The sequence below is a fragment of the SAR202 cluster bacterium genome, assembly GCA_009392515.1.
GTDB lineage: Bacteria > Chloroflexota > Dehalococcoidia > Lucifugimonadales > UBA6952 > UBA6952.
Genome location: VFGE01000014.1, coordinates 24,307 through 31,634, shown reverse-complemented (window position 1 = coordinate 31,634; position 7,328 = coordinate 24,307). Strand labels below are relative to the sequence as shown.

Below are 7,328 nucleotides of genomic sequence, written 5' to 3'. Positions count from 1 at the left end.
ATCCATGAGGATATTAGGGTATTTGTAACCACAAAATGATTAGGTAAACCATGATGAGCGTCTTTTTCTCCATGATGTTCATCTTTTTCATGGCCATGACCGTCTGATTCCTTTGAATGGGCATCATGTGATTCTCCATGTGATTCAGTAGTGAAAGGATCGTATATTAGTTGTGGAGGTAAATGGACTTCAGGTTTTTTTAAAAATGGGTTACTATCAGTAAATTTTGAACCTATAGCACCGACAATAAAACCAACAACAAACAGTGCTAGTAGTGCTACTCCAAAACCATAAACTAAACTTTTATTCAAGCTCAATTGCATTTATTCCTTTCAAATCAGGACCGTTAAAATCTATAAGCCTGAAAAGATAGACTTTAACATTTTGTAGGTACCGTATGAAGCGATTGCTAAACCAGTAAATGTTCCAATTACCATTAAAAATGGACCTGTATGAAATTTTTGATCTAGCCACATACCTGCAAAAGCACCCAATAAGATGCTTATGGCAACATACCAACCTAGCCCCATAATCCTTGCTGTTAACAACAAGTTATCTCTCATAGTTTCACAAAACCTCGTGAAGTTTATCACAAGCAATAGACAGGGTCAATCACCCTATTGCTTATTATCTGAGTTCCCTAAACCTTCCATGTCTAAACCACTAATAAATTCGGAAAAAGCAGACATGCTATTTATCTCATCTGAAGATAAATCTTTAGAATTTTGGGACTCAGAGGTGCTCTCATTTTTTGTTGTCTTATTAAGAGGATTCCCTTCTTCATCCAAAAATACTCCAGCCTTTTCTAAGACTTTGTCTGCAACATATATAGGAACTTCTGCGCGAACAGCTATAGCTATTGCATCACTTGGTCGTGCATCTAGTTCCAATAATTTTCCTTTTGCATTGAATACCAACTGAGCAAAGAAAGTTTCGTCTTCAAGATCTGTCACATTTATGCATTGCAGTTCACCATTAAATAAATCAATCATAGATTTCATTAAATCGTGGGTTAATGGTCGTGGGACTGAAACTCCTTGAAGTTTGACCGCTATAGAATCTGCCTCAGCAGAGCCGATCCAGATAGGAATAGATTTACCAGAAGTCTTATCTTTCAAAATAACAACACGCTGATAATTAACTAAGCTAACCCTAATACTATCGACATTCACTTCATGCATTTCTAGCAACCTAAAGATTTGGTTGTAATTAACTAATAAAATTATCCATTTTTGCTTATTAACATGTCAATATACAAAAAGAGCATAATATAGGAAATTAAATCAATATAATCACTATTAGTATTAAATTAGAACAACTTATGATCTATAAATGAATTTATTTGGTTTGATCTAAACCAAATAACTTATGATTTCTTGTATTTCTAAACGAAGATTTTCTGCTTTTTCTCGAGCTTTATTATGAAAATCTTTCTCTAATGTAGAGTATAAAATACCACGAGATGAATTAATAATTGAACGATTAGTTAAACGATTCACACTTGCTTCAAGGGATTCTTTTAGTGCTCCAGATTGTGAACCAACACCTGGAATTAGAATAGGAGATTCTGGGGCTAAGTTACGCGCAACACCAAGCTCTTCCGGATAGGTAGCACCAACTACTAACCCTAGATTTTTATTTTTGTCCCACTTCATTATTTCTTGAATCATATACTCATAAAAAGATACTGTGGTATTTACTGAATCATTAACTATAACCTGTAGATCTTGAAAAATTTTACCATCTGGATTTGAGGATTTTACCCACGCAAAAACCCCTCTATCATCATAAGATAAAAAAGGTTCAACAGAATCATATCCTGCAAAGGGGTTAATAGTAATAGCATCAAAATCCCAAAAATTAAATAAAGCATCTGCATAAGCTTTAGCTGTATGACCAATATCTCCTCTTTTAGCATCCCCAATAATAATTATATCCTCATCTACAGATTTAATATGATCAACAGTTCTTTCTAAGGCACGAAGCCCTTCTAGGCCCTCAGATTCATAAAAAGCAAAATTAGGCTTATAAGCACATACCAAATCAAATGTGTTATCGATTATTGATTGATTGAATTGAAAAATATCACTCACAGGCATACTTTCTTTTATTGGATCTAGTCCAATACAAAGTAGGCTATTATTTTTATTTATTATTGTGTCTAATTTCTGGTAAAACTTCAAAACAATTCTCTCTCTATTTTACTAGTATAGTCCAACTATAACAAAAACTTTGGGACATCAATATAAGGGTAAAAATTATTATGTTCTGGAACATCTTTTATATAATCTTCAGATGACTTTACATTATAGTTTTGATTAACACTAAATAAATTTTCTATTGCCGCTCTAGCTGTATCAAGAGATGTAAAACATGGTATACGTCTTTCAACTGCATTTCTTCTAATTTCAAATCCGTCACGGATAACAGATGTTAAACTTGATTCTGTATTGATCACAACATCTACTGTACCATCTTGTATGACATCAACAACGTTAGGATGACCTTCTGCTATACGCTTCGTAATCATTTTTACATTCAGACCTAATGCTTCAATCATTGCACCAGTACCTTCAGTTGCATATAAATCACAACCAAACTCAGCTAATTGCTTCATTAAGTCAATTGCATCAGGTTTATCTCTATCAGATATACTAACTAATATTGAGTTATTTGGTTGTATAGAATAACCACCAGCTAGTAATGCTTTTGATATCGCGGAAGGAATATTGTAATCAATCCCCATAACCTCACCAGTCGACTTCATTTCTGGTCCTAAATATGTATCAACCCCAGCTAATTTCGACATTGAAAATACTGGAGCTTTAACACCATATAACCCATTATGTGCATATAAGCCTGAGGTATACCCCATGTCAGACAATTTTTTCCCAAGCATAATTTTTGTAGCAAGTGAAACCATAGGAATATCTGTTATCTTAGACATAAAAGGAACTGTCCTACTAGATCTTGGATTAGCTTCAATAATGTATACAACTGGTTTTTTTTCCGATTCTTGATCATGCTCAATAACAAATTGAATATTTATCAAACCTTGGGTTTTTAAACCTAGTGCAATCTTTATAGTATATTCTGTAATAAGTTTAATCGTATCTGGATCTAAGGTAATTCCTGGGTAAACAGCCATAGAATCCCCACTATGGACACCAGCCCGCTCTATATGCTCCATTATTCCAGGTATTAATACATCAGTACCATCACATATAGCATCAACTTCAACTTCCCTTCCAGAAACATATTTATCAATCAATACATCATTTGTAGCACCTACTTTTGTAGCTTCAGTAAGGTATCGAATTAATTCAGTAGGTGTTTGCACAACTTCCATAGCCCGTCCACCTAAAACATAACTTGGACGAACTAACACAGGATAACCAATCTTTTCAGCAATTTTTATGCCATCCTCTACACTAGAAACTACAGCACCAGCAGGTTGTGGAATATCCAAAGAATGCAGAAATTGTTCGAACTTTTCACGATCTGCCGCAATGTCTATTGCCTCAGCAGATGAACCCAAAATAGGTAGTTGATGCCTACCTAAACTTTGTGAAAGATTAATGGCAGTTTGTCCTCCAAATTGAACCACACAGGGAGGAATACTGGCCTTATCTTTTTCGCCAGTCTCATTATCAATAATATCTAAAATACTTTCTTCATCAAGAGGTTCAAAATACAAACGGCTACTGGTGTCAAAATCTGTTGAAACAGTTTCTGGGTTAGAATTTACAATAATACTTGAAGTACCTTCCTCTTGTAATGCCCATGCAGCATGTACACTACAATAGTCAAATTCAATTCCTTGGCCTATCCTAATTGGTCCACTACCGATTACTAAAGCTTTTTCCCCTTCTAAGGGTTCAGCTTCATTTTCTTGTTCATATGTGCTGTAAAAATAAGGTGTTTCCGCTTCAAATTCTGCAGCACACGTATCTACCATTTTATATACAGGAATTATGCCCATTTCTTTTCTTTGTTGACGAATCTGGCCAACTAATCGATCCGTTAATGTTGCAATTTGGTCATCTGAAAATCCCATTTTTTTTGCTTTTTTTAATAAATCATAATCAAGTGGTTGAGATAATAGGCTCTTTTCCATATCAACAATCAATTTACAAGAATTAATAAACCAAGGATCAATACCTGTAATTAAACAAAGTTTTTCAACAGAAACATTTTTTCGTAGAGCTGAAAATATTGCCCACAACCTATTATCGTTAGAATAAAGTGGTAAATCTTCTATAGAAAAATCTTCTGTATTCCATTCAGAACTTTCCCATAAAAGAGAGTGCCCACTAATTTCTAGTGAACGAATAGCTTTCTGTAAAGCTGCAGTAAAGGTTCTATCAATTGCCATAACTTCGCCAGTTGCCTTCATTTGAATCCCTAAATTCCTATCACCAGTTGGGAATTTATCAAATGGCCATCTAGGAATTTTTACCACACAATAATCAAGTGCAGGTTCAAATGCTGCAGACGTTTTTCCAGTAATTGGGTTATCAATTTCATCAAGAGTTTTACCTATAGCTATCTTTGATGCTACTCTTGCTATAGGATATCCTGTAGCCTTACTGGCTAGAGCCGAACTTCGACTAACACGAGGATTCACTTCAATAACATAGTATTCGGATTCATGATTTGAGACGTTAATATTTTCAGGTTGTGTCATAGGGTTCGGCCTCAAGGCATACTGAACATTACACCCACCTTCTATCCCTAGATTCTTTATTATATTTTGGCTAGCTGAACGCAACATCTGATATTCCTTATCAGATAAAGTTTGACTCGGAGCAACAACTATACTATCGCCAGTATGCACTCCCATTGGATCCATATTTTCCATTACACAGATAGTTAAACAAGCATCATCAGCGTCCCGCATTATTTCATACTCAAGCTCTTTCCAGCCTAAAAGATAGCTTTCTATGAGAACCTGACTTACAGGACTTGCCTTTAATCCATCATTGATTACTTGATCGAATTCTTCCCAATCATATACAACACCGCCACCTGTCCCTCCAAGGGTAAATGCTGGCCTAACTACTAATGGTAACGCCATTCCTTCAACTTTAAAACGAGCTTCTTCAATAGAAGTAATGCTGACACTAGGAAGAACAGGTTCACCAATTTCGATTAGAAGGTCTCGAAATTGATCTCTATCTTCAGCTTTTTTAATCGTTTCAATAGGTGTTCCAAGTAAGCGAACATTATATTTATCTAAGATTCCCAAATCTGACAGTTGAACTGCTAAATTTAAACCGGTTTGTCCGCCTAATGTCGGTAATAAGCCATCTGGTCTCTCTTTATCGATAATTTGAGTAATTACTTCAACTGTTAATGGTTCAATATATATATGATCAGCTATGCCAGTATCAGTCATAATTGTGGCCGGATTAGAATTAATTAAAATTGTTTCAACACCCTCCTCTTTTATTGATCTACATGCCTGCGAACCAGCATAATCAAACTCAGCTGCTTGACCTATAACAATTGGTCCAGAACCTATTATTAATACTTTTTTAATATCTTTATCTAATCCCATTTAATTCCTTCTACATATTATTCTTATCATATTTAATCAGGTTATTAATTTAACAATCCAATGTTTGCCAGTGTGGGAAGTTACATATTTGACTTGATTACATAAAGTGCAATCCAACATCCGATCAATAACCATGGAATAACACTCCATACCCAACGATCAGAAATAAAACCTGGTAACCAGGAACTAGAATCTGGATTTGCACTCAAATTCACTAAATCAAGCTCTAATTCATCATCACCATCAGCAATTTTTCGCGCGAGATTTGATGATTTTCTAGGACCTGATTTTTGATTTTGTCTCAAAAATGTCAAATATAAACTAGATCTCATACCCAATTCTTTTTCTATTTCGTTACGTCGAATTTCTGCAATTTTTTGCCCTGCAAACATTCTTCTCAAAAGTAACCACCATCCAATAGAAAGAAGAGATGCAATAATAGCAATTAATCCAGCACTATTAGTTGTTTGGGGTCTTGTAGGGTCCATTACAGTTAATAAGAATACGATACCAAACATTGAAAGACTAACTAAAACTAATCCACTCATCCAGACTCTTTGTTGTAGTTGAGACCAATATGCATCTAGTAATTCATATTCAATTAAAAGAACCTGCCAACGCCCTCTAGAAGATTGATTATTTGCATTATTTTTATCTGCATCATTAACCATTTTGTTCCTCCTTAATTTTTTCTATGAACCTATCAAATAAATATGTATTATCTAAAGGTCCAGGAGAGGCTTCAGAATGAAACTGAATACCCATAACTGGTAAATAATTGTGTTCTATCCCTTCAACAGTTCCATCAATAAGGTTCACATGGCTTACCGATAAATCCTTAGGTAATGTATCTTTATCAATAGCAAATCCATGATTTTGAGAAGTTATTGTTACCTTGCCACTTCTTATGTCTTTTACTGGATGATTTCCTCCATGATGCCCAAATTTTAATTTAAATGTATTTGCACCTAATGCCCTAGCTATCATTTGATTTCCGAGGCATATACCAAAAATAGGTTTGTTTTTGACTAATTGCTCTACAGTATTTGACAATTGATCCAGCATTGATGGATCGCCTGGTCCAGGTGAAATTACAACGCCATCAGGATCATTTTCTAATATTTTATCCAGTGAAGCATTTACTGGAAAAACCTCAACTTGACATCCACGTGTTGATAAACTTTTTAATATATTGAATTTAACGCCACAATCGATAACTGCAATTTTAAGACGACCTAATGAACTATTATCTTCTTGATTCCAATTATATTGAGTATCAGAAGATACAGATAAAACATGGTTTACTTCTAGATAATGAGGTTGATTTAATAAGTTTTGTAATTCTTCTTCAGGTTTTGGATTATTTGTGATACACCCCATCATCGAACCAGTGGATCTTAACTTTTTTGTCACAGCTCTAGTATCAATATCAAAAATACCAGGTATATCATTACTTTTAAGATAGGTGTCTAAATCAGATTCAGAATCAAAGTGACTTGGAAATTCACAATATTCTCTAATAACATAACCTTTTACTTGTATCTGTTTAGATTGTGAATCATTGCTATTTATCCCATAGTTTCCAATTAATGGATAAGTAGCTACTACAATCTGACCTGAATATGAAGGATCTGTTAAAATTTCTTGATAACCAGTCATACTGGTATTGAATACAACTTCTCCATATTTTGTTCCAGTCAATCCTATACTAGTACCTTCAAATATGGATCCATCTTCTAATATTAAATATGCCTTTTGCATCCTGACT

At 34.4% G+C, this 7,328-nt stretch carries 7 protein-coding genes; all 7 read right to left on the bottom strand.

Annotated elements, in window-relative coordinates:
• Positions 1–317: hypothetical protein (locus FI695_00865; GenBank protein ID MQG50515.1), on the bottom strand; the 317-nt coding region annotated here is incomplete at its 3' end.
• Positions 318–353: 36 nt separating this feature from the next.
• Entirely contained in the window at positions 354–563 is a 210-nt protein-coding gene (locus tag FI695_00860; protein MQG50514.1) for an AtpZ/AtpI family protein, read from the bottom strand.
• Between the two features lie 54 nt (positions 564–617).
• Complete coding sequence (locus FI695_00855; protein MQG50513.1) at positions 618–1,181, bottom strand: bifunctional nuclease family protein; 564 nt, start codon at positions 1,179–1,181, stop codon at positions 618–620.
• A gap of 171 nt (positions 1,182–1,352) precedes the next feature.
• Positions 1,353–2,189 (bottom strand): orotidine-5'-phosphate decarboxylase, encoded by an 837-nt coding sequence (gene pyrF / locus FI695_00850; protein ID MQG50512.1) that lies wholly within the window; start codon positions 2,187–2,189, stop codon positions 1,353–1,355.
• Between the two features lie 29 nt (positions 2,190–2,218).
• Positions 2,219–5,560: a carbamoyl-phosphate synthase large subunit gene (gene carB, locus FI695_00845; GenBank protein ID MQG50511.1), complete on the bottom strand. Its 3,342-nt coding sequence runs from the start codon at positions 5,558–5,560 to the stop codon at positions 2,219–2,221.
• Positions 5,561–5,640: 80 nt separating this feature from the next.
• Positions 5,641–6,231, bottom strand: a complete 591-nt coding sequence (locus FI695_00840; GenBank protein MQG50510.1) for a hypothetical protein — start codon at positions 6,229–6,231, stop codon at positions 5,641–5,643.
• Positions 6,224–7,321: a glutamine-hydrolyzing carbamoyl-phosphate synthase small subunit gene (carA, locus tag FI695_00835; GenBank protein ID MQG50509.1), complete on the bottom strand. Its 1,098-nt coding sequence runs from the start codon at positions 7,319–7,321 to the stop codon at positions 6,224–6,226. The genes FI695_00840 and carA overlap by 8 nt, the downstream gene beginning before the upstream one ends.
• Positions 7,322–7,328 lie beyond the last annotated feature (7 nt).

Excerpts from the sequence above, each read along its gene's own strand:
- FI695_00840 (MQG50510.1), bottom strand. The coding sequence starts at position 6,231 with ATGGTTAATGATGCAGATAAAAATAATGCAAATAATCAATCTTCTAGA.
- carB (MQG50511.1), bottom strand. The coding sequence starts at position 5,560 with ATGGGATTAGATAAAGATATTAAAAAAGTATTAATAATAGGTTCTGGA.
- FI695_00855 (MQG50513.1), bottom strand. The coding sequence starts at position 1,181 with ATGCATGAAGTGAATGTCGATAGTATTAGGGTTAGCTTAGTTAATTAT.
- FI695_00860 (MQG50514.1), bottom strand. The coding sequence starts at position 563 with ATGAGAGATAACTTGTTGTTAACAGCAAGGATTATGGGGCTAGGTTGG.
- carA (MQG50509.1), bottom strand. The coding sequence starts at position 7,321 with ATGCAAAAGGCATATTTAATATTAGAAGATGGATCCATATTTGAAGGT.